A 21,791-nucleotide genomic window follows, 5' to 3' on the forward strand; every position below is an offset into this window, starting at 1 on the left:
AGGCCCGATGGCCAAGCAAAAGCGTCTGAACAAGAACCTGGTCGCCTTCCTGACGGTGATGGGGGTCATCATCATCATTGCGGTCTTCACGCTGGTTGTCTACCAGGGGTCGCGGCGCGATCCGGAAGTGCTGGCGGAGAGCGCGCGGGCGAGCCGCGCTGCCAACGATCTGGACGAGGCGCGGCGCCGCTTCTTGCGCGCCTACGAAGCCAGCGAGCAGCGCGGCAAGCCGAACACGCAATACGTGATCGATGCCGCCGGCTGTCTGTTCGAGATGGGCGAGCTGCCGAGCTGGTACGGTTTGCTGGAAAAGATCAGTGCCAAGGTGCCGAATGATCCGTCGTTGATCATCGCGCAGCTCGAAGGACATTGGCACATTCGCGGGATCGTGGGCTTCGTCCTGAATCCGTCACTTTGGCGCGACGCGAGCGAGAAACTGCTCAAGCTGGATAAGGAGTCGCTGCTGGCCAAGACCAGCCTGGCCCAGGGGCTGTGGCAACTGGGGGGGCCGGAAAACGAGCAGCCCGCCGATGAACTGGCCCAGCAGGCCTTCGCGCAGGCGCCCACGGACCCGCGCGTGGTGCTGACGTATATCATCTACCTGCAGCGCCAGATGTCGGCTGACATCAGCGCGGCCCAAACCGCCGGCCGGCCGATCTCCGAGAGGCAGGCCATTAGCAAGAAGATCCTCGCGGACGCCATTGCCGTGCTGGAAGCCGCGCTGGCCGAGCACCCCGGCGATGTCCCGCTGGTCGTGGCGTATCGCGACGTGGTCTTGAACGCCGCGAACGCGCTGGCGCAGCTCGGTGAGGCAAACCAGGCGGCGGAATTGCGCGAGCGCGTCGGCGCGTGCATCGCACGGGCCGTGGAGCTGAATGCGACCCAACCCAGCCCCGAGTTGCTGCTCGCCCGGGCGCGCTACGAGCTGGAACGCTTCGACCTGGCGCATCCCAACCTGACACCCGCCGACATTCCGGCCCTGCGCGGCGAACTCGACGTGATCGAGCAGCATGCTCGCGAAGCCACCGCGCTGGACCCGGCCCTCTTCGACGGGTACACGCTGCAGGCCGAGCTCAAGCGTTTTGCCCTCGGCCCGAACGGCGAGGAGCTGTCGGTGTCCGAACGGCTAGACAAGACGCTGGCGATCTACGAAGCCGCCCGGGAACGCACGCTGACGCTGCGTAACCTGCGGGCCCAGCTACGGCAGGAAGACCGGCTGTTCATGCTGCGGCGGGCCTTCGATCTGGCGATGGCGCTGGAGACGCTGGACGCCAGCGGGCGCGGCACGCCGGCCACCTATGCGCGCGCGGACGTCCTCCTGCAGGACGCGCGCGTCAAGTGGCCCGAGCACGCGGTCACGTATTACATGCAGGGGCAGATGTTGATCGGGAAGGGCGACCTGATCGGAGCCACCACTGCCCTGGAACGGGCCTATGAGAAGGCCGAGCAGGATCCACGCGTGATGAAGGCCAACCAAGCCGCTTTCTGGCTCCGATTCGTCCGCGTGAATCGCCTGCCGGTTGACCAGTTGGCGGTGCTCTATGCCCGCCGGGACCAGTTCGGCGAGGCGGCGAAATACGCCCAGTTGGCCATGGACCAGTTCCGCGCCGCCGACCTCGTGCCGTCCTCGCAGCTCGTCGGGCTGCACGCCGAGATGCTCCGGCAGACCGGCGAAGCGCCGAAAGCCCTCGCCGTGCTCAATGATTACAGCACCGTCTATCCCGATGACCAGGCGCTGGCCGCCGTCCGCGTGAAGGTGCTCACCGACCTGGGCCGCGCTGAAGAAGCCAAGGCCTTGATGGGCAAGATGTCCGATACGGGCGTGAGCGCGCGCCTGTGGCGCGCCCAGCAGGCTGCCGAACAGGGCGACGTGGCGGAAGCTGAGCGCGTCCTCCGGGAGGTGCTGGCCGATGACGCGGCCACGGACGAGCAGGTTCGCGACGCCCTGCAGTCGCTTATTACGCTGCTTGATGACCATGGTCGTCGGCCGGAAGCTCGCCAGCTCGTCGACGAGTTGATCAAGGACCCGCCCCGCGGCGGCATGCAGCGCCAGCTCCAGGCGTACAAAATTGAACTCGAGCCGGACGATCCCCGGGCCTTGACGCCGCAGCAGCAGGCGGAGCTGGACCAGAAGCGCCTGGCGCTGATCGACGACATGCCCGAGGGTCTGCCACGCATCCAGGTCCACTACCAGTTCTACCGGGCGCGCGGCGAATGGGAGAAGGCCCTGGAGTACCTGGTGCAGCTCCGCGAGCAGTTGCCGGGCGAAGTCCGGATCGTCCAGGAGGAATTCGCCGTGCGGCTGCAACTGCGGCAGTTCGACCAGCTTGGGCCGCTGGTGACGCTGCTGTCGCAGTACAACGACGGCCAGGGCTTCGACGGCGCGGGCGGGGCGACGTACCGTGGCGACGTGGCGCTGGCCAAGGGCGATGCCGCGCTCGCGGTGCGGGAATATCGGCAGGCCATACAAGTGCTGCCCAAGACGGGCGAGCTGCAGATCAAGCTGGCCAAGGCCTATCTGACGCCCGCGCGCCCCGGCGAGGACCCGCGCGTCGACGAGGGCCTGGAAGCGCTGCGGAAGGCCGTCGAGATCAACCCGCGCAGTTTTGAGGGTTACGGCCTTTTGGCTGATGTATACAACCAGCTCGCGGAAAAGAGTTTTGGCGCTGAGAAGGCCGAGAACGAGCGGCGCTTCGAGGAAGCCCGTCAAAAGGCGGCCGCGCTCAATCCGAATCACCCGGTGGTCAAGGCCTGGGAGCAGGAAGCAGCCGAGGAACGTGACCCGCTGGCGGCCATTGCCACGCGCGAAGCGCGGCGGGCCGCCAGCCCGGACGACCCCGCGAACCTGCTCCGCATGGCCGAGCTGTACGTGCGCGCGTGGCGCCAGAGCGCGGACACGGATGAAGCCGCCCGCCAGCAACTGGCGGAGCGCGGCGCGGCGTTCTTTGCGGCCGTCGTGCCCGCGGCGAGCGGGGACGTGCAGGCGGGTCTGGCGCGGCAGGCGGCCGAGTTCTACCAACTGACCAAGCGCACCGACGAGGGTGCGGCGCTCTTGCGGGGCGTCGTGGAGACCAGCAGCGGCGCGCGGAAGGTCCACGCCCAGTTGCTTGTGGGCATGTTCTACGAGTCCTTGGGCAACGCCGACGCCGCGGAGCGCGAGTACCTGGTCGCGCAGCGGATGGTGCGCGAGGTGACCGAGGATGTGGAGACGCGGCGCAACCTGGACCTGAGCGTCGGCTTGGGCATGGCGCGCTTCTACGATCGCTTGCGACGCCTGGACAAGGTCGTGGAGACCTGCCGCTGGCTGCTGGACCGCATCGGGGGCGAGGCGGCGCAGGCGGCCGTGGCCCGGCAGGTGCGGCTGACTTTGCTGCAGACCTTGTTCAACGCGGGACAATTGGGCGACGCGGAGGCCGAGATCGCGGAGTTTCTGCGGCTGTACCCGGACGACCTGGAGGCGCTGAGCATTCGCGCGCAGGTGCATCTGCGCAACCACAAGCGGTCGGCGGCGCTGGAGGACCTGAACGAGATTCTGAAGCGCGCGCCGGACGACGTGCGGGCGCTGCACAGTCGCGGGCGCCTGTCGCTCGACCAGGGTCGCTACGACAAGGCGCAGGAGGACCTGGTCCGGGCGGCCGAGCACGTCGCGCGCAAGCCGCAGATGGAGTACGACGTCCGTGTGCACCTGGCGTCGCTCTACGTCCGCACGCAGCAGTATGACCGCGCGGCCGAGCAACTGCGCATGCTGCTCGAGTCGCTGGGGGCCCAGGGCGGTCGCGCCGAGCAGAAGCAGGCGGTGGTGGGGCAGCTTGCCCGCCTGCTCTACGGGGCGATGGATCAGTTCGACCGCGCGGCGCGCCTGATCAGCGAGTACATGGAGCGCTACCCGCAGGAGCCGCTGTGGCCGTTCGAGCTCGGCCGGCTCTACGAGACGCAGGGTGACAAGGCCGAGCGCGAAGCCAAAACGGCCGCCGCCCGAAACGAGTCGTCCCGCGAACGCGAGCGCCGCGATGCCGCCCGACAGAGCTATGTCACCGCCGCCGGTTACTATCGCCGGGCGGCGGAGCGGGCCGCCGCGGTCCAGGTGGGCGAGCGCGCCGGGGCCACGATCGCGCAGATCGGGGCGCTGACCAAGGCCGGCCGGGGTGCCGAGGGCGTCAAGTTGTACGAGCAGTTCCGTTTTGACGAGCTGCCGCCGGCGGCGCAGATGGTGGCGCGGGCGCGGATGGCGAGTCAGGCCGCCCGCGCGCTGGTCGCCATCAACCCCGATAAGGCGCGTCAGGAATGGCTTGCCGCGCTGCGCGACGCCGGCCAGCAGGACATCGCGCTCGCCGGCGATCTGGCCAACAGCCTGCGCGACACGTACGCGGCCCAGCCGGGAGCGAGCGAGGCGATCCTGCGGGAGGCGGTCGAGCAGAACGCCGCCGACCCCGTGATTTCCGAGCGATTGCGGATCGTGCTGGCGACGTACCTCTGCCTGAACGGCAATCCGGCGGGCGCGTTGCCGCTGCTGGCGGATGCGCTGACCCGGGTGCAGCCGGGATCGCCCGAGCACCTCAGCGCGCTGCTCACCCAGGCGCAGGCGCAGGAAACGTCCGGCGACACGTCGGCGGCCGTGGCGACCTACCGGCAGGTGCTGGAGCGGTATGCGGAGAACATCACGGCCCTGAACAACCTGGCGTATCTGCTGGTGACGGCCGAGCCGCCGAACTTCGCACCGGCCGAGGCGAAAAAGTACGCCGAGCGCCTGAAGGATCTCGTGGCGGGCAACGCGAACGCGGCCACGATGCTGGACACCATCGGCTGGGTGTATTTCAAGAACAACGACTTGGAGGCGGCGATCGCAGCGCTGCAAGACGGGATCGAATCGGGAGGTGGCGGCCCGGCGATCTACTTCCACCTGGCCGAGGCGTATGGCCAGGCGAAGCGCGACGCCGACCGGCGGGAGATCCTGCGGCGGGGCCTGGAAGAGGCCCGCGAGCGGGACGACACGGAAGAAGTCCGGAAGTTTGAAGCGGAGCTTGAGAAGAATTAGCGCGGCGGACCGCGCGCGGCCCTGGCCGAATACGAGGTGAACCATGAGTGCAACCGGCGGTTCCCAGCAGATTGTCCCGATGGCGGGGGCGCCCGTGCTGGCGCCGCAGATGGCCGGTGCGCCGGCCGCCGTGGGCGCCGCTGAGGAGGCGGCGGGCATCAGCGCGCGGGACGTGTGGCGCATCATCAAGCAGCGCAAGCTGCTGATCATCGTGACGATGTGCATCGCGTACCTGCTGGTGGGCATCGGCACGGTCCTCACATACCGTTTCTGGCCGGCCTACTCCAACGAGGCCTACGTGGAGCTTGTGCCGCCGCCGACCGGCTTCCGCGGCGTGCTCGAAGAGTCGATACTGCCGAAGGACTACATTGCGCTGCGCCTGGCGACGCACGCGGCGGAGATCAAGAACCTCACGCTGCTCCAGGAGGTGCTCGAGCAACCCGAGATCAGGGCCACGAAGTTCTACCAGTCGTACGGTGACAACTTCGACAAGTGCCTGTACAAGTTCCAGGACAAGTTGATCGTGGCCCCGGTGCGCGACACCTACCTCGTGCGGGTCGCGATCGCGGTGCGCGACCGCCAGGAGGCCCGCACGATCGTCAACACGGTCGTGCAGCGCTACGTGTCGCGCTCCACGAACCTCTTCATCGACGCCAGCCGCAACAAGATGCAGTCCCTGCAGGACACCCAGGCTGCGGTCTCGAACGAACTGACGCAGATTCGCCAGCGCATCCGCAACCTGCGCGAGCAGCGTGACATGCCCGCCCTGGAGTCCGAGCGCGAGGTCATGGTGCAGTCGATCGGCGTGTTGAACAACACGGTGTCGGAGCTGAAGGCCCGCATGTCGGACGTTGAAGCGCAACTGGCGACGCGCCACGGCACCGACCCCCGTAACCTCCCGGTCTCCGCGGAGATGCGCGTCGTCATCGAGGCCGACCCCGTGCTGCGCTACTATCGCCAGCAGGTCGAGGCGCTGGACATCCAGATGGAAGCTCTGGCCACCATCATGGGCCTGGAGCACCGGCAGATGGTGGTGATGCGCCAGCAGCGTCAAGGCTACTTCGAGAAGGAAGCGGCCCGCCGCGAGGAATTGACCGACGATCTGCGCAACCGCCAGGTCGAGTCCTTGGAACAGGAGCGGGCCCGCATCCGCAGCGTGATGATCGACGTCCAGGAGCAGCTCATCGAGAAACAGAACACGCAGCGCGACCTGGACGGGGCTATCCAGTCGTTCAACAACCTGACCTCGGATGAGGAGCGGCTGTCCCGCCAGCTTGAAGAGATCGAGACGGCCGTGCGCGAGGCGAAGAACACGCTGGAGATCCAGAGCCGTGAGGCCCGCCTGCAGGCCCGCCCTGCGGTCCGCGATCCTTACTGGCCGAGCCGGCCGAACTTCGTGCTCTACCTGGGCGGCGGACTGGTCGTCGCGGTGCTCATCGGCCTGGGCCTGGCGTTCCTCCGGGAACTGACCGACCAGGCGGTGCGGACGCCGATCGACGTGGCGCGCTACGGGCGCCTCTCCGTGCTCGGCAGCGTGCCGCAGCTCGCCGACGAAGAGGCCGACGTGGAGGAGATCGAGCTGGCGACGCGCCGCGCCCCGCAGTCGCTCGTGGCGGAGAACTTCCGCCAGATCCGCGCCCACCTGACCTTCAGCGGGCCGCTGGGTTCGCAGCAGGCCCTGCTGATCACGAGCCCGCGCCCCGAGGATGGCAAGACCGCCACGGCGATCAACCTGGCGGTCACCTTCGCGCAGGGCAATCAGCGCGTCCTGCTCATCGACTGCAATTTCCGGCGGCCGCGGATCCGCGCGGCCTTTCCCCAGACGCGCGCCGACGGCCTCAGCAACGTCCTCGTCGGCCAGCGCACACTCGACCAGGTCATCACCCACACCGAGCTGGCGAATCTCGATGTCATCGCCAGCGGTCCCATGCCACCCAACCCCGCCGAGCTCCTCGGCTCGGCGCAGATGCGCAGCCTGATCGCCGAGGCCAAGCAGCGCTATGACCGCGTCCTCCTGGACGGCCCGCCGTGCCTGCTCATCAGCGACGCCCTCGTCATCGCGACGCAGGTCGACGCCACCGTGATGGTGGTCCGCGCCGCCAACAGCTCGAAGGGCGCCCTGCGCCGGGCGCGCGAGCAGTTCCAGCGCATCGGGGCCCGCCTGATCGGTGCCATCCTCAACGGCGTGCAGGCGCGGCCGGGCGGCTACTTCCGCCAGCAGTACCGCGAGTTCTACGAATACACCAGCGAGGAAGTCATCCCGCAGGAACTCCCGGGTGGCCCGCCGGAGATCGACGCCGGCCCCGCGGCGCGACCGGATAACCGCGACGCAACCTAGGCGCGCCGCGCGCGGCAGTTGAGCTCACGGTGCGTGGTGCGGCGTGCGGGTCGTCCGTGTGCGCCGCGCCGCCGCACGGGTACGATCCGCCTTCATGGAACGGCACTTCAAGATCGTGCTTGCCTACGACGGCACCGACTTCCACGGCTGGCAGCGGCAGGCCGGCGTCCGCACGGTCCAGGAAGACGTCGAGGGCGTCCTGCAACGCGTGCTACGGCACCCGCTGCATGTGGACGGTGCCAGCCGGACGGATGCCGGCGTCCACGCGCGCGGCCAAGTCGCATGCTTCCTGACCACGGCGCCGCTCCCGGACGCGAACCTGGCCCGGGCGATCGCGCATCACCTGCCCGCGGATGTGGCCCTCCTGCATCTCGCCGCCGTACCGGCGGAATTCCATCCGTCCCGCGACGCGCGGAGCAAGCTGTACCGCTATCGCATCTACCAGACGCCGCAGCGGCCGGTCGCGGAGCTGGTCAGCCGCTACGCCTGGCACGTGTGGTGTCCGCTGGATCTGGACCGGCTGCGCGCTGCGGCGGCGACCCTGGTCGGCACGCACGACTTCGCGGCCTTCGCGAGCCAGGGCAGCCCGCGGGCGTCGACCGTCCGCCGCGTGCGCCGGATCGAGATCGCGCGTCGTTTCCACGAGGTGTGGATCGACGTCGAGGGTGACGGATTCCTCTACAATCAGGTGCGCAACATGGTTGGCACGCTAGTGGAAGTCGGGCGTGGGCACTGGCCGCCGGAGCGCGTGCCGGAAATCCTCGCCGGTCGTGAGCGGAGTGCCGCCGGCCCGACGGCGCCGCCGCACGGCCTCTGCCTGCAATGGGTCCGCTACGGGCCGCCGGGAGCTACACCGGATGGAATTGACTGAGCGCGTGGTGTTGGTGACGGGTGCGGCGCGCCGGATTGGCCACGCGATCGCCGAGTGCCTAGCCCGGGACGGAGCCCACCTGGCCGTGCACTACCACACGTCGGCCGCGGCGGCGGAGGAGACCGTGGCCGTGTGTCGCGCCGCGGGTGGTGCGGCGGAGGCGTTCGCGGCGGACCTTGCGGACCCGGACGCGGCGCGTGACCTCGTGCGACGGGTGCTGGATTGGCAGGGGCGGCTCGACGTCCTGGTGAACAACGCCTCCGTCTTTGAGCCGCAGACACTCGCGGATTTTGACGTCGCCGCCTGGGAGCGCACCCTGCGTGTAAATGTCACTGCTCCGCTGGTCCTCGCGCACGCGGCACACGCTGCCCTCCGCACCGCCCGCGGTCGCATCGTGAACCTGTGCGATGTCGCCACAGGGCAGTTCTGGCCGGACTACCTGGCCTACATCGTGTCCAAGAGCGCGCTCGAGACCTTGACGCGCGTCCTGGCGCGGGCGCTCGCGCCGGACGTCAACGTGGTCGGCGTCGCGCCGGGAGTCGCCGCCTGGCCGGAACACTACGACGCGGACACGCGCGCCCGTCTGACCGCCCGCATACCCCTGCAGCGGGCCGGCACGCCGGAAGATATCGCCGCCGCCGTGCGTTTCATGATCCGCGACGGCGACTACATCACGGGCGTCATCCTGCCCGTGGATGGCGGGCGTCATCTGGCATGAGGCCCAGCGAGCACTCCCGGCCCGGACGGAAGGCGGAATCGGCGGCCGGAATTCGCCGGGGCTGCGGGACGGCCGGGAGCGTATTACAATCTATAGTGACTGAAATCCTCGGAGGTGGCATGATGTTGAGATCATCAGCAGCCCACGGACGGTGCTTTCGCTTCCAGCACGCTTTGACCGCGACGCTGGCCGCCGCAATGCTCGCGGCGGGGGCTCCGATGGTGCGCGGACAAGCCCCGGTGGACACGCGCCTCGATCTGCGCCTGGATCGCGGCGTGTCGATGGGCCGCGGGTTCGACGCCAATCCGATGCTTGGCGGGGGCGGCTTCAACTATGCGCGTCCGGCGTCGCCGCTGGTCGGTGGCAACTTCTATGCGTCCGGCCTGGTCGGACGCGGGTTGTCGCTGCGCAGCTACTCACCAATTTCCGACCCCACCGCGTTCCAGGGCCCCCTCGGCAGCACATCGTTGTCGTCGTTCCAGCGCGACTCCGTTAGCGTGCTCAGCGCGCCGCTGGGGTCCGGCTCGTTTGGTCAGCCATACTATGACTCCGCGCGCACCGCGCCGTCCGCAGGGTTCCTGCAGGGGTTGGCCGGTTTCAGCAGCGTGACGGCCAGCTCGACGGACACTCGGCTTGCCCCCCGCATTGCCCCCCCGAGCGGGCTCACGGCGGCGATCGTGGGCATGCGGCCGCCTGCCGCGGCGCCGGCTGCCCAGACGCCGCCGTCCGCGCTGGCGACCTCCAGCAGCATCTTCGGACCGGAGATCCTGCCCCGGATTCTGCTTCCGACGCAGCCCGAGCAACCCTCCTGGGAGCGTGGCACGGCGGAGACCGACGTCGAACGGGGACTGGCCGCGCGCTTCTTCTCGCCCGCTGAAACGTCCCCGGGCTTCGGGTCGCCGGCGATCACGGACGCGCTGGCCACGCCGTTGAGCGGGCTGCTGCGGGCCGACTTGTACCCGCAGTTGGGCGTGCGGACTCCCGCCGACGCGGAGACACTGGCACCGGTGGCGCCGAGCCTGATCATTCCGGCCGCGGAAACGCCGGTCGCCGCGGCGACTCCGGTGACTCCGGTGACGGCGCCGCCGGTGGATCCGCGGGTGCTGCCGGGCTACGAAGTGTTCACGGACCTGCAGCTCGCGGCGGCCCTGCTATCCGATCCGAACCCGACTTGGTTTGACGAAATGCGCCGTGCCCTGCGCGAACGGCCGGAGCTGGCGCAGCAGGCCAGCCAGCAGATTGCCGCGGACGCCGCCCAGTTCCTGGACGACATGTTGCGTACGCCGCTGCGCAGCCTGACGGGCGGCGGCGAATCCGCGCTGAACGAGCAGATGCTGAAGGCTGAGGCGCTGATGCAGATCGGCCATTATTCGGAGGCCGCCGACCGCTACGACGCGGCGCGGCTGGCGGATCCGACGAATCCGCTGCCGCTGATTGGCAAAGCGCATGCGCTGCTCGCGCAGGGCAGCTATTCGTCGGCCGCAACCACCCTGGTGCAGGGCGTGGAGCTGGCGGATCGGATTCCGGGGCTGGCGGGGCTGCTCTTCAGCCGGCTCGATCTGACGGCGCTCCTGGGTGGCGGCGAGATCATCGACATCCGCCGCGCCGACATCATGCGGCAACTCGAGCGGCGTGAAGACGTGCGGTTGCGCTTCCTGCTGGGGTACCTGGAGTACCACTCGGGCGACCAGCAGCACGGACTGGAAAACCTCGCGCGTGCCGCGCGTGATCCCAAGGCCGACGCGGTCATCGGCCGCTACCCGACGCTCGTGCAGCCGCAGTCAGGCGCCCGCCCGCGTTCGGCCGCGCCCACGGAGGGGCCGCCGGCCCGCGCGACCGAAGAGCTGATCGTGCCGCCACGGCCGGAGTAAGTCGCGGGTGCGACGCCGCGCCGCGCGAGCGGCGCGGCCGGGGGTATTGGACGGCGAAGTCGGTTATGATATTCGTTTCGGCCGACGGGGCGCCGGCCGCGACACGAGCTTGGAAAGGGTAAGCCCATGAGACGCAAGGTTGCCTTCTCCGTCCTGCCGGCCTTGTGGCTGCTGACCGGCTGCGCGGATACCGGTACGGTGCAGGCCCTGCAGCAGCGCGTGATCGACGATGCCGACCCGGATGAGGTTCTCGTGGCGGCCACGACGATCCTGCAGCGCGAGTTCGGACGCTGCCGCGTGGACGCGTCCAGCCGCCGAATCACCACGACCCCGATCGAGTTCACAACGGAGCGCGAAAGCGGCACGGCCCGCGACCTCTACCGCGGCCGCTCCACGATGCGCCGCTCCGCGCAGCTCTACGTCGCGCGCACTGGCGGCCAGACCGTGGCGCGCATCCGCGTGGACGTCGAGCGCCGCGACACCGAGCGCCAGACCATCATGCAGCCCCAGGGGCATCGCCTCAGCGACAACCCCGGACAGGAAACGCCGATCGAAACCGACGCCGCCACGACCGCCCAGCAGAACACGGTCTGGACCTACGTCCGGCGTGATCGTACGCTGGAACGGGCGATCCTGGATGAGCTGCGCGAGCAGTTCGCGCGCCTCGCGGCGCCCGAGGAAGGCGCGTCGACCGAGCCGTCGCCGTCCGACCGCGTTATGCCCGCCGCGCCCGAGGGCGAACCCGTCCCTGAATAGGAAAGAGGAAGCACCATGGTGAATTTCTTGTCCCGCCCGCTGACGGAAACCGACCCCGAGGTCGGGGAGATCATCCGCCGTGAGGAGGACCGGCAGCAGAACACGCTCGAGCTGATCGCGTCGGAGAACCACGTCTCGGTTGCGGTCCGCACCGCCGCCGGCTCGGTATTCACAAACAAGTACGCCGAGGGCTACCCGGGCAAGCGCTACTACGGCGGCTGCGTCAACATGGACTCGATCGAGGACTTGGCGCGCGAGCGGGTCAAGCGGCTCTTCAACGCCGAGCACGCCAACGTGCAGCCGCACTCCGGCGCCCAAGCCAACACCGCGGTGTACATGGCTGTGCTCAAGCCGGGTGATACAGTGCTGTCGCTGGACCTGGCGCACGGCGGGCACCTCTCGCACGGGCTGAAGGTCAACTTCAGCGGCGCCATGTACAACATCGTGCCCTACGGCGTTGAGCGCGACACCGAGCAGGTCAGCCTCGCGACCGTCCGCCGGCTCGCACTGGAGCACAAGCCCAAGCTGATCATCTGCGGCGCGTCGGCGTATCCGCGGACGATCGACTTCGCCGGTTTTGCCGAGATCGCCCGCGAGTGCGGGGCGCGGTTGATGGCCGACATCGCCCATATCGCCGGCCTGGTCGCAACCGGGCTGCACCCGACGTCGATTCCGCATGCGGACTTCACCACGTCGACGACGCACAAGACCCTGCGCGGGCCGCGCGGCGGGATCATCCTGTGCAAGGCGGCCGATGCGGCCCTGGTCGACAAGTGGGTCTTCCCCGGCACGCAGGGCGGCCCGCTCATGCACACCATCACGGCGAAGGCGGTCGCGTTCGGCGAGGCCTTGCGGCCCGAGTTCAAGCAATATCAACAGCAGATCCTGGCCAACGCGCAGGCTCTGGCCGAGTCGCTGCGTGCGCGCGGCTATCGCCTCGTGTCCGGCGGCACGGATACGCACCTGATGCTCGTCGATCTGCGCGCCGTCCACCCGGACCTGACCGGCAAGCAGGCGGAAGCGTGGCTCGAATCCGCCGGCATCATCTGCAACAAGAACATGATCCCGTTTGACGAGCGCAAGCCAACGCAGACCAGCGGCCTGCGCCTGGGCTCGCCCGCCCTGACGACCCGCGGGTTCAAGGAAAAGGAAATGGGGATCGTGGCGGACCTGCTGCACCGGGCGCTGTCCGCCGGCGACGACGAGGCCGCGCGCACCAAGGTTCGCGGCGAGGTACGCGAGCTGTGCACGCAGTTCCCGTTGCCGCACGCATGAGCTGGCCGGCGCGGCTAATCCGCTGTAGCTCACCCGCGCTCCTGGGTGTCGCGCTGCTGGCGCTGGTCGGTTGCGCGGGTACGGGACGCGTGTACCTGGCGGCGCTCGACTTCCAGGCAATCGACCCGCCGGCGGGGGCCCCCCCGCGCTTCCTCGAAATCAACATGAACCACTGCTATTGGTGGACCGACGAGGCCGGCCGGGTGTGCGTGGCGATGGATTCCGAGCGGGCTCTGCTACTCGGCTCCGACTGGCGAATGCGCTTTCAGTTGTCGCTGACCTTGGATGAGCCGCCGGCGGGGCGGGCCCGCGATTACCGCGTGACGAACCGGCAGTGCCGCGCGGTGGCGCGGTTCGGGCCGGCGCAAAGCCGGTGGGTGTCGCGCTCGGGGGTGGTGGCGTTGTATCGCGAGGGGCCGGACCGGTTTCGCGGCAGCTTCCGGATGGACGTGGCCCGCGAGGTGCAGCAGTTGCTCGGCGGGTGGGGCCGCGCAAGCCGGTTCCTGATGATGGGCACGTTCACTGCGGTGCCCAACGAAGCGCAGGGCCGCCGGATCGCCGCCGCGGCCACCGCCCTGGATGAGCCGGCCGAGCCGCCGGAGAGCCAGCCGGCACCGTGACGAATACCGGGACACGGTCCGACACGTCGGCGTGTCCGCGTCCCGCGCGCCTCTCTGGGAGGCCAGCTCCGCTTGTGCGCGGCGTCCCGCACATTGGTTATGACGCCCCGGTGGGCGGACAACGACTGTAGAGCCGGGAGCACTTCCGATATCTGCCCAAAAAACTCCCGGGGCCTGCGGGGAGCGGGCCCCGGAATGTGAGAGAGTAAGGAGGGGTATTGCGCATCCCTCGTATCGGCCATGCCGGTTGCGGTCTTGAATTGGCGGCCGTGCCAAGTGGCATTTCCTGCCGGCCACGCACGGCGTGGCTGCGCCGGTCGATGCCGATTCGCGCGGCAATGCGGACCGCGCAAAAATACTGTTCAGCCGCCAACGTCGCCGGTATCTTACCGGTCCAAGTGAGAGTGGGCCGACGTGCAGCGCGAGTACCGGGTGGTCCGCGGACCGTGACGGTTGGGCCGCACGGACGCCGCCGGTCCACAGGTTGCTGACGCCGGCGAGACGAGGCCTCAGCGGAAGGATGCGGTTTGGCGCGGTCGCCGTTCCAGAAGAAGGCTCATCTGGCCCGGGCGTGGCTGTCGCGGCACCCGGTCTGGTGCGCGTGGCAGGTGAACTATCGCTGCAATTTCCGGTGCGCATTCTGCCGGTACTGGGTGGATCCCATGGGCGACGCACCCGAGCTGAGCGTCGCCGATTTCCGCGCCGGCTCGGAAAAGCTCAGCCAGCTCGGAGCGCTGCTGGTGAGCCTGGCCGGCGGCGAGCCGCTGATTCGGCCGGACATCGTGGACATCGTGGCCGCCATCGGGGAGTGGCACTTCCCGTTCCTCACGTCCAACGGCTGGTTCTCGACGCCGGAGCTGGCGCGCGACATCTTCGACGCGGGGGCGTGGGGCGTGTCGATCAGCCTGGATTACGCGGAGGCGGAGCCGCACGATCGGCGGCGCGGGATGCCGGGGGCGTTCGCACGGGCGCTGCGGGCGGTCGAGCACTTCAGCGCGGCCCGGCGCTACCAGTGGCAGCGCGTGAACTGGATGGCCGTGCTCATGGAGGACAACCTCGAGCACATCGAGCCCATGATCAAGCTGGCGGCCGAGCGGGGTGCGTATTTCATGGTACAGCCGTACGGCGCGCGCAAAACCGGGGCGACGCGCTTCATTCACGCGAACGACGGCACGGTGAGCGCATACCTGCTGGAGCTGCGACGGAAGTACACGAATTTCCTGAGCAATCCGTATTTCCTGGCGCGGTTTGACGCGGCGCTCAATGGCGGCGTGGGCGGGTGCCGGGCGGGGCGCGGCTTCTTCAGCATCGATTCGACCGGTGATGTCGCGGTCTGCGTCGAGGAGCGGGCGCGGCCGGTGGCCAACCTGTACCGCGATTCGGCCCAGGAGATCGTACGGCGGATGCGGGCCGACACGATGGCACGCAATTGCACGGCCTGCTGGTACAACTGCCGGGGCGAGATCGAGAGCCTCTACGATCCGTGGGGCCTCGTGCAGAGCCTGCCGACGCTGCTGTTCGATCGGGGCCGGCCGCCGATGGCGCCGCGCACTGGCGCGGCGGTGGGCGAGCGCGTATAATTTTCACCCATGACGACCCGAAAGCGTGGAGCGCTGGTGGTGATCAGCGGCCCTTCGGGGGCCGGCAAGACCTCGATCTGCGACGAGCTGCTGCGGCGCATTCCGAATAGCCGGTGGTCCGTCTCGGTGACGACGCGGCCACGGCGGGGGCGCGAGGTGGACGGACAGCACTATCGCTTTGTGACGCCGGCGGAGTTCCAGCGGATGGTTGCTCAGGACGAGCTGCTGGAGCACGCGGAGTATCTCGGGCACCGTTACGGCACGCCGCGGCAGCCGGTGATGGAGGCCCTGGCCGCCGGGCAGGTGATCGTGCTGGAGATCGACGTGCAGGGCGGGGCCCAGGTGGCGCAGCGGCTGCCGGAATCGATCCGGATTTTCGTGCTGCCGCCGACGATGGAAACGCTGCGGGCGCGCCTGGAAGGGCGGCGGACGGAGACGGAGGCGCTGCAGGCCAAGCGGCTGGCGGAGGCGGACGGGGAAATCGCGTTTGCCCGGACGAGCGGGTACTACCCCCATATCATCACCAATGATATACTAGAAGATTCGGTAGCGCGGGTGCTGCAGATTATCGAGGACGAGACGCACGGATGATCGAACTACTGAAGAATGACGACATCATCGAGAAGGTCGGCGGGCGGTTCAAGCTGACCAGCCTGATCCAGAAACGCTGGCTGGAGCTGATGCGCGGCGCGCGCCCGATGGTAGAGCCGGGCGGCAAGACCGAGATGGAAATCGTCATGGAAGAGATCCTGCAGGGGAAGATCGCCATCGACTATGAGAAATCCGGACTTGCCGCGCCGCAAGCCAAAGAGCGCTAAGCCCGGGGCGCGTCCCACCGGGGCTGATCGGTCCGCGCCGGCGGACGAGCCCCTGCGTGGCTATGAAGTACTGGTCTGTGTGAGCGGGGGGATCGCCGCCTACAAGACGGCCGCGCTGGTTTCAAAGCTGGTCCAGGCGGGGTGCGGGGTGACCGTGGCGATGACGCGCAGCGCGCGGCGCTTCGTCGGCCCGACCACGTTTCGCGCGCTCACCGGGCGGCCGGTCCTGACCAGCCTGTGGCACGGGGACGAGCCGGGGGCGATGGAGCACCTCCGGCCGACGGAGCTCGCGGACCTCATCGTCGTCGCACCCGCGACGGCCAATGTCATCGGCAAGCTCGCCGGCGGCATCGCGGACGATCTCGTCAGCACGCTGCTGCTGGCGGCGGACAGCCCGGTCCTCGTGGCGCCCGCGATGAACACGCGGATGTGGCAGCACCCGGCGGTGCAGCGAAACGTCGCGTTCCTGCGCAAGCATGGGATCGAGCTGGTGGGGCCGGAAGACGGCTGGCTGGCGTGTGGCGTGGCGGGCCCAGGGCGGATGAGCGAGCCGGAGACGCTGCTGGCTGCGGTGAGCGCACGTCTCCGCACGCGGCAGCCACGGGCATAAATGGCGCCGGCGCCGTTGCCTGGGCAACGACGCCGACGCGGATGCGGGCACCAGACGGGGCTGTGGCGAATGGGTCAGACGTGGGCAGGGCCCCGTCCATGTGCAGCCGTTATGTGCAGTTGCCCGCGCGCGACCGGTGATGATTGCCGGCGAGCGCAGCCAATTCTCTCACCAGACCACGTAGTGCGTTCGACTGCGCGTTGAGCTGCTCAGCGGCGGAGGCGGATTCCTCGGCGCTGGCGGCGTTGTGCTGCGTGACCTTGTCTACCTGTGACACGGCGGCGTTGATTTGCTCGACGCCCTGGGCCTGTTCATCCGAGGCGCGCCGGATGCCGTTGAGCAGATCGGCGACCTCGGTCACGTCGGCGACGATGGCCTGAAGCGCCTTGCCGGCGGCGTCGGCCACCGAGGTGCCTTCCTTGGCGCGCGTGACCGACCCTTCGATGAGATTGGTCGTGTCGCGGGCGGCTTGTGCGCTGCGCTGCGCCAGGTTGCGCACTTCCTCGGCGACCACGGCGAAGCCCTTGCCGTGCTCGCCGGCGCGGGCGGCCTCGACGGCGGCGTTCAGCGCGAGGAGGTTCGTCTGGAAGGCGATCTCCTCGATGACCTTGATGATCTTGCTGATCTGGGACGAGGACTCGTTGATCGCGCCCATGGCGGTGTTGAGCTGCTGCATGGTCTTGTCGCCGTTGGCCGCATTGGTCCGCGCCTGGGCGGCAAGCTCGTTGGCCTGCTTGGCGTTCTCGGCGTTGGTGCGGGTCATGGCGGCCATCTGCTCGAGGGCGCTGGAGGTCTCTTCGAGAGAGGAAGCCTGCTCGCTATTGCCGGCGGCGAGCGTCTGCGCGGCATTGGCGACCTGGGCTGCGGCGTCGTTGACCTGGTCGGCGCCTTCGGTCAGACCGATGATGATGCGATTCACCGGCCGCGTAATCGAGCGGGTGACGAAGATGCCGATCAGCGCGGCGATGACAAGGGCGGCGACACCGGTGCCGATGCACCAGGCGACGACGCCGGACTGGGCGTGCCGCTTGGTCTGTTCGACCTCGCTGAGGGCGGCCGCGGCGCGGACATCCATCTCGGCCGCGCGCGTGGCGGCGTCCAGTTCATCGATATAGGCACCCACGCCGATCACCCAGTCCCACGGCTGGAAGTAGCTGACCTTGACGATCTTCTCGCGCGGGGCGGGGTCGTCGGCGTTCTTCCACGGGTAACGCATTTCGGCGATCTGCCCCGGCTTGAGCTGGACGGCGGTCTCGCACAGCGTGCGGATGAAGAACTGGCCGTTCGCGTCCTGGGCGTCCCAGATGTTCTCGCCGTCACGTTTGCCCCCCTGCGAAATCACGTAGTGTCCGCGGGTGTTGCCGGTGCCGTTCAACACGAAGATATAGCCCGACTTGCCGACCTTGGTGGCCATGATCGCCTTGCGCAGCGACGTGGCACTCTCCTGCGGAATGCCGACGTACAGGGCGCCGATCACTTCACCGTCGGCGTCCTGGATAGGCTCGTACGCGGTGATGTACCAGCGGTCCACGACGAAGGCGCGGCCGATATAGGTCTCGCCTCTGAGCAGGGTTGCCACGACCGGATTCAGGTTGCCGTCCGCGCCGCGCGCCGGGATGAAAGTGCCGATGGCGCGCTGCCCGTCCTTCTTCAATACATTCGTGCAGACGCGCAGCATGTCGCCGGCGGAGTTCATGCGCTGGAAGATCGTGCAGGTGCTCTTCACGAGTTCACGCACCGTGTCGACCACCGGGGACTTCGTCTGTGGGTCGGCGTTCTGCGCCAGGGGCGTGTCGCCGATACGCAGCACGGGCAGCGCCACGCTGCCGGCCTCATTGGTCACCTGGTTTACCGCGTTCCACGTGACCGTCTCGCTGGCCAGCGCGACAGCCCCACCGGAGCGGAGCACGTCGCGTGCAACGTTCAGGTCCGACTTCAGTTTCTGCTCGAGAACCTCCTGCATCGCGACGCACATGTCGTAGGTCGCGGTTGCCTGATGCTCGAGGTCGGCGACGCTGCCCGCCTCGAGCGACTGCTTCACGGCGTCAGTGGCGGACTGAAACGCGGTGCGGGCCTGCTCCTGGGCCCGGTCAAAACCGCGTGTGGATTGATACACGGCGATGAACGTCAGCAGCGCAATCGGCACGGCGACGAGCGTCAGCTTGGAGGTGACGATCTTCTTGCCCAGGGTCATGTTAGCCACTCCCTTCTCCGCGGTCTTCCGCGGCCAGTACGGTGCGCCTGCCGGCGCGTGGCGTGGCGTTGGGGCAAACGGGACACATGCGCCCGGAACCCCGCGTACGTCGGCGTGGCAGACACGGCGGACTTCCCGCAAACGGCTGGCCGGCAGTGCGGCGCGCGTGAGGCAATGCGGGGACCCCGTCGTCCACCACTGTTGGCTATCGACGAATGCCAGCCGGGCGCTCAAGTCATGGGGGAAAGAGTGTAGAGCGACCGGCGTAGCTGTTGCTCCGTTGTAGCGCGCGCACCGTGGCGATGTGCACGGCGTTGACGAAATTGTCATCGTTTACGATTTGAGATGCGGGGATTGCTTGCAAATGTGAAACATTGGCGGCCGCATGTCCGGGTGACGGGATCCCGATGCGCTTCGCTGAAGTGCCGGGGAGTCTGGCTGGCGGAGCGCCGCGGGCTTCTGCGCGTGGTGCGGCCTCGAGTCCGGTCGCGTGGGGGCGCGCGGCGCGACGCCCAAATGAGACCGGCGGCGCCAGGCAGTGCCTGGCGCCGCCGGAGGCGGGAGTTACCGAACTGGGCGCGACTAGAAGTCGCCGAGCGCGTGGTCGTCGCCGGTGGCGCTCGCGTGCGGTTGGTTCTTGGAGCTCCTGGGGGCGGCCGCATGCGCGGTTGGATGAGCCGCACTCTGCGCAGCGGCGGCGAAGTGTTCCGCTGGCTGAGCCTGTGACTGCCGCTTGCGGGCTGAGCTCTCGACGTGGCAGCCAATGATGGCGCTCAATTGTCGGATCATCGTCTTGAGCGTCTCGGACTGCGCGTTGAGCTGCTCGGCGGCGGAGGCGGATTCTTCGGCACCGGCGGCATTCTGCTGCGTGACCTTGTCCATCTGCGACACGGCGCCGTTGATCTGCTCAACCCCTTCGGCCTGCTCGCCGGACGCCTGCGTGATGCCATTCAGCAGGTCGGCGACCTTGGTGACGTCTGTGACAATGGCCTGGAGGGCCTTGCCAGCGGCGTCGGCCACCGAGGTGCCTTCCTTGGCGCGCGTGACCGACCCTTCGATGAGATTGGTCGTGTCGCGGGCGGCTTGTGCGCTGCGTTGCGCCAGATTGCGCACTTCCTCGGCGACCACGGCGAAGCCCTTGCCGTGCTCGCCAGCGCGGGCGGCCTCGACGGCGGCGTTCAGCGCGAGGAGGTTCGTCTGGAAGGCGATCTCCTCGATGACCTTGATGATCTTGCTGATCTGGGACGAGGACTCGTTGATCGCGCCCATGGCGGTGTTGAGCTGCTGCATGGTCTTGTCGCCGTTGGCCGCATTGGTCCGCGCCTGGGCGGCAAGCTCGTTGGCCTGCTTGGCGTTCTCGGCGTTGGTGCGAGTCATGGCGGCCATCTGCTCGAGGGCGCTGGAGGTCTCTTCGAGAGAGGAAGCCTGCTCGCTGTTGCCGGCGGCGAGCGTCTGCGAGGCATTGGCCACCTGGGTCGCCGCGTCGTTGACCTGGTCGGCGCCTTCGGTCAGACCGATGACGATGCGGTTCACCGGCCGGGTGATCGAGCGGGTGACGAAGATGCCGATCAGCACGGCCATGACGAGGGCGGCGGCGCCGGTGCCGACGCACCAGGCCATGACGGTTGCCTGGGCGCTGTTCTTGGTTTTCTCGACTTCAGCGATAGCAGCGGTGGCCCGAGTGTCCATCTCCTTGACGGCGTCGTCGAAGTCCTCAACGTACGCGCCGACACCGATGACCCAGTCCCACGGCTGGAAGTACGCGAGTTTGACGACTTTCTCGCGCGGGGCCGGGTCATCGGCGTTCTTCCAAGGATAGCGGATCTCACCGATCTGGCCGGGCTTCAACGCGAGAGCCGCGTTGCAGATGTCCTGGATCACGAAGTTGCCGTTAGCATCCTTGGTTTCCCAGACGTTCTCACCGTCGCGCTTGCCGTTCAGGGAGATCACGTAGTGGCCGCGCGTGCTGCCTGTGCCGTTCAGCACGTAAACGTAGCCGGTCTTGCCGACCTTGGTGGCCATGATGGCCTTGCGAAGCGAGGCCGCGCTCTCCTGGGGAATGCCGACGTACAGGGCCGCCACCACTTCGCCGGCGGCGTCCTTGATGGGCTCGTAGGCGGTGATGTACCAGCGGTCGACGACGAAGGCGCGACCGACGTACGTCTCGCCCTTCAGCAACGCGGTCACGACCGGGTTGGCGGCGCCGTCAGCGCCGCGCGCGGGGATGAACGTGCCAATCGCCCGCTGCCCGTCCTTCTTCTGTACGTTCGTGCACACCCGCAGCATGTCGCCCGCCGGGTTCATCCGCTGGAAGATCGTGCAGGTGCTGCCGACCAGGTCACGGACGCGGTCGACGACCGGCGACGCCACCTGCGGGTCCGTGTTCTGCTCGAAGCGCGTGTCGCCGGCGCTGAGGGCGGGCAGCTCCACCGTGGCCGTCTCGTTGGTAATCTGGTTTACGGCGTTCCAGGTGAACGTCTCGCCCACGGCATGGACTTCGCCGGTCTGGCGCAGAATATCGCGGGCGACCGTCAGGTCGGACTGCAACTTCTGCTCCAGCACTTCCTGCATCGCGACGCACATGTCGTAGACGGACGTGGCCTGGTGCTCCAGGTCGGTCATGCCGCCGGCCTGCAGCGCCTGCTTGCTGGCGTCGTTGTTGGACTCGAACGCCGTGCGGGCCTGCGCGAGGGCGCGGTCGAAGCCACGCGCGGACTGATAGACCGCGATGAATGTCAGCAGCGCGATCGGTACGGCGACCAACACCAGCTTGGAAAAGACGATCTTCTTGCCGAGCGACATGACGGCTACTCCCTTCTCCGCGGACCTGCGCGGAAATACCTTGTGCAGTGGCGCACCCTGTCTGCGCGGGGGCGAATTCGTTGCATCGAGTGACCCGCGCGTACATTGACGTGGTCGCGCTCGTCTGACCGGAGTATCAAATCGGCTGGATCGCACGCTCTACGCAGTAAGCTCTGCATGTCGATTTTCTGAAACACAGAACCGGCGGCGATCGTGCGGCCGTGATTATCGGACAGTCCGCTGCTTCGCTGGTGCCAAGGGTGGATTTGCCAACACCCGCTGCCGGTCGTAGCATCCGGCGCG

Annotated in this window: 14 protein-coding genes; 12 read left to right on the plus strand and 2 right to left on the minus strand. The window is 68.3% G+C overall.

The genetic code is table 11. The features are described 5' to 3' along the window. Window positions 1-7: 7 nt before the first annotated feature. The 12 genes from KA383_14195 (at window position 8) to KA383_14250 (ending at window position 16,492) form a co-directional block, all read left to right on the plus strand. The gene (locus KA383_14195; protein ID MBP7747269.1) at window positions 8-5,035 is read left to right on the plus strand and encodes a hypothetical protein; all 5,028 of its coding nucleotides are present in this window, start codon (window positions 8-10) and stop codon (window positions 5,033-5,035) included. A gap of 43 nt (window positions 5,036-5,078) precedes the next feature. Continuing rightward, window positions 5,079-7,373, plus strand: coding sequence for a polysaccharide biosynthesis tyrosine autokinase (locus KA383_14200; protein ID MBP7747270.1), 2,295 nt, complete (start codon window positions 5,079-5,081; stop codon window positions 7,371-7,373). Between the two features lie 94 nt (window positions 7,374-7,467). Beyond that, entirely contained in the window at window positions 7,468-8,244 is a 777-nt protein-coding gene (gene truA / locus KA383_14205) for a tRNA pseudouridine(38-40) synthase TruA (GenBank protein MBP7747271.1), read from the plus strand. Then, the gene (locus KA383_14210; protein ID MBP7747272.1) at window positions 8,237-8,962 is read left to right on the plus strand and encodes an SDR family oxidoreductase; all 726 of its coding nucleotides are present in this window, start codon (window positions 8,237-8,239) and stop codon (window positions 8,960-8,962) included. Before truA ends, KA383_14210 begins: the two co-directional genes overlap by 8 nt. A 119-nt stretch (window positions 8,963-9,081) precedes the next feature. After that, window positions 9,082-10,833, plus strand: a complete 1,752-nt coding sequence (locus tag KA383_14215; GenBank protein ID MBP7747273.1) for a tetratricopeptide repeat protein — start codon at window positions 9,082-9,084, stop codon at window positions 10,831-10,833. Window positions 10,834-10,959: 126 nt separating this feature from the next. After that, window positions 10,960-11,589 carry a hypothetical protein gene (locus KA383_14220; GenBank protein ID MBP7747274.1) on the plus strand — a complete coding sequence of 210 codons (630 nt, stop codon included), beginning with the start codon at window positions 10,960-10,962 and terminating at the stop codon, window positions 11,587-11,589. Window positions 11,590-11,604: 15 nt separating this feature from the next. Then, on the plus strand, window positions 11,605-12,864 hold the full coding sequence (locus KA383_14225; GenBank protein MBP7747275.1) for a serine hydroxymethyltransferase: 1,260 nt from the start codon (window positions 11,605-11,607) through the stop codon (window positions 12,862-12,864). Continuing rightward, window positions 12,861-13,484 (plus strand): hypothetical protein, encoded by a 624-nt coding sequence (locus tag KA383_14230; protein ID MBP7747276.1) that lies wholly within the window; start codon window positions 12,861-12,863, stop codon window positions 13,482-13,484. Before KA383_14225 ends, KA383_14230 begins: the two co-directional genes overlap by 4 nt. 527 nt (window positions 13,485-14,011) lie before the next feature. Next, entirely contained in the window at window positions 14,012-15,064 is a 1,053-nt protein-coding gene (locus KA383_14235; GenBank protein ID MBP7747277.1) for a radical SAM protein, read from the plus strand. A gap of 9 nt (window positions 15,065-15,073) precedes the next feature. Beyond that, complete coding sequence (gene gmk, locus KA383_14240) at window positions 15,074-15,655, plus strand: guanylate kinase (protein MBP7747278.1); 582 nt, start codon at window positions 15,074-15,076, stop codon at window positions 15,653-15,655. Further along, a complete protein-coding gene (locus KA383_14245) occupies window positions 15,652-15,882 on the plus strand; it encodes a DNA-directed RNA polymerase subunit omega (GenBank protein MBP7747279.1) in 231 nt (76 codons plus the stop codon). Before gmk ends, KA383_14245 begins: the two co-directional genes overlap by 4 nt. Window positions 15,883-15,961: 79 nt before the next feature. Then, on the plus strand, window positions 15,962-16,492 hold the full coding sequence (locus tag KA383_14250; GenBank protein ID MBP7747280.1) for a hypothetical protein: 531 nt from the start codon (window positions 15,962-15,964) through the stop codon (window positions 16,490-16,492). Between the two features lie 109 nt (window positions 16,493-16,601). Here KA383_14250 and KA383_14255 read toward each other — a convergent pair whose 3' ends face one another. Both KA383_14255 and KA383_14260 read right to left on the minus strand, forming a co-directional pair. Beyond that, on the minus strand, window positions 16,602-18,686 hold the full coding sequence (locus KA383_14255; GenBank protein MBP7747281.1) for a methyl-accepting chemotaxis protein: 2,085 nt from the start codon (window positions 18,684-18,686) through the stop codon (window positions 16,602-16,604). 582 nt (window positions 18,687-19,268) lie between these two features. Then, window positions 19,269-21,488, minus strand: coding sequence for a methyl-accepting chemotaxis protein (locus KA383_14260; protein MBP7747282.1), 2,220 nt, complete (start codon window positions 21,486-21,488; stop codon window positions 19,269-19,271). Window positions 21,489-21,791: the final 303 nt, after the last annotated feature.

The sequence above is a fragment of the Phycisphaerae bacterium genome, from assembly GCA_017999985.1.
Classification (GTDB): domain Bacteria; phylum Planctomycetota; class Phycisphaerae; order UBA1845; family Fen-1342; genus JAGNKU01.

Excerpts from the sequence above, each read along its gene's own strand:
- KA383_14195 (MBP7747269.1), top strand. The coding sequence starts at position 8 with ATGGCCAAGCAAAAGCGTCTGAACAAGAACCTGGTCGCCTTCCTGACG.
- KA383_14200 (MBP7747270.1), top strand. The coding sequence starts at position 5,079 with ATGAGTGCAACCGGCGGTTCCCAGCAGATTGTCCCGATGGCGGGGGCG.
- truA (MBP7747271.1), top strand. The coding sequence starts at position 7,468 with ATGGAACGGCACTTCAAGATCGTGCTTGCCTACGACGGCACCGACTTC.
- KA383_14215 (MBP7747273.1), top strand. The coding sequence starts at position 9,082 with ATGATGTTGAGATCATCAGCAGCCCACGGACGGTGCTTTCGCTTCCAG.
- KA383_14220 (MBP7747274.1), top strand. The coding sequence starts at position 10,960 with ATGAGACGCAAGGTTGCCTTCTCCGTCCTGCCGGCCTTGTGGCTGCTG.
- KA383_14225 (MBP7747275.1), top strand. The coding sequence starts at position 11,605 with ATGGTGAATTTCTTGTCCCGCCCGCTGACGGAAACCGACCCCGAGGTC.
- KA383_14230 (MBP7747276.1), top strand. The coding sequence starts at position 12,861 with ATGAGCTGGCCGGCGCGGCTAATCCGCTGTAGCTCACCCGCGCTCCTG.
- gmk (MBP7747278.1), top strand. The coding sequence starts at position 15,074 with ATGACGACCCGAAAGCGTGGAGCGCTGGTGGTGATCAGCGGCCCTTCG.
- KA383_14245 (MBP7747279.1), top strand. The coding sequence starts at position 15,652 with ATGATCGAACTACTGAAGAATGACGACATCATCGAGAAGGTCGGCGGG.
- KA383_14255 (MBP7747281.1), bottom strand. The coding sequence starts at position 18,686 with ATGACCCTGGGCAAGAAGATCGTCACCTCCAAGCTGACGCTCGTCGCC.
- KA383_14260 (MBP7747282.1), bottom strand. The coding sequence starts at position 21,488 with ATGTCGCTCGGCAAGAAGATCGTCTTTTCCAAGCTGGTGTTGGTCGCC.